General features: G+C 71.1%; 1 protein-coding gene. It reads right to left on the bottom strand.

What is annotated here, in order from left to right; genetic code table 11:
• Positions 1-19: 19 nt before the first annotated feature.
• Entirely contained in the window at positions 20-922 is a 903-nt protein-coding gene (locus E4O86_RS22975) for a glycine--tRNA ligase subunit alpha (protein ID WP_161142854.1), read from the bottom strand.
• Positions 923-1,102: the final 180 nt, after the last annotated feature.

Genomic DNA, 1,102 nt, shown 5'->3' with positions numbered 1-1,102 from the left:
CGCCCGCCGCCGCGAGCGCCTAGCCGGCGCCCCCGCCGGCGGTCTTCAGCCAGGCGGCGCCGCAGGCGCGCGCGAGCGCCCGCACGCGCAGGATGTAGCTCTGCCGTTCGGTGACCGAGATCACGCCCCTGGCGTCGAGCAGGTTGAAGACGTGGCTCGCCTTGATGCACTGGTCGTAGGCCGGCAGCGCCATGCGGTGGCGCTCCTCCGCCTCCCCCGCCGCGAGCAGCGCCGCGCATTCGTGCTCGGCATCCTCGAAATGGCGCAGCAGCATGGCGGTGTCGGCCGCCTCGAAGTTGAAGCGCGAATATTCCTGCTCCGCCTGCAGGAAGACGTCGCCGTAGCTCACCTTGCCCTCGTCCTCGCGGCCGTTGAAGTTGAGGTCGTAGACGTTGTCGACGCCCTGCACGTACATTGCGAGGCGCTCCAGCCCGTAGGTGAGCTCGCCGGAGACCGGCGCGCATTCGAACCCGGCGACCTGCTGGAAATAGGTGAACTGAGACACCTCCATGCCGTCGCACCAGCATTCCCAGCCGAGGCCCCAGGCGCCGAGCGTGGGGCTTTCCCAATCGTCCTCGACGAAGCGGATGTCGTGCAGGTTCGGGTCGATGCCGATCGCCCTCAGCGAGCCTAGATAGAGCTCCTGCAGGTCGGGCGGCGACGGCTTCAGGATCACCTGGTACTGGTAGTAATGCTGCAGCCGGTTCGGGTTCTCCCCGTAGCGCCCGTCGGCCGGGCGCCGCGACGGCTGCACATAGGCGGCCCGCCACGGCCGCGGGCCGAGCGAGCGCAGCGTCGTCGCCGGATGGAAGGTGCCGGCGCCGACCTCCATGTCGTAGGGCTGCAGGATGACGCAGCCCTTGTCCGCCCAGTAGCGCTGGAGCGTGAGGATGAGGCCCTGGAAGGAGCGGGCCGGCGCCATGTGCGGCGCGGCCTCGTCCGGAACGGGTGCCGTCTGGGAAGCGCTCACCGTGCTGGTCCGATCTCGTGGCAGTCGGGCGCTGCCTGCCATGCGCGCTTGGGCCGGTCAAGCCGCGCGGGTCACCGCGCGAGCGCCGGCACCACCCACCAGCCGGGCCGGGCCGCGCGGAGCCGCGCGGCC

Source organism: Propylenella binzhouense, assembly GCF_009866965.1.
GTDB classification, from domain to species: Bacteria; Pseudomonadota; Alphaproteobacteria; order Rhizobiales; family Afifellaceae; genus Propylenella; species Propylenella binzhouense.
This window is presented reverse-complemented; position numbering and strand designations above follow the sequence as displayed.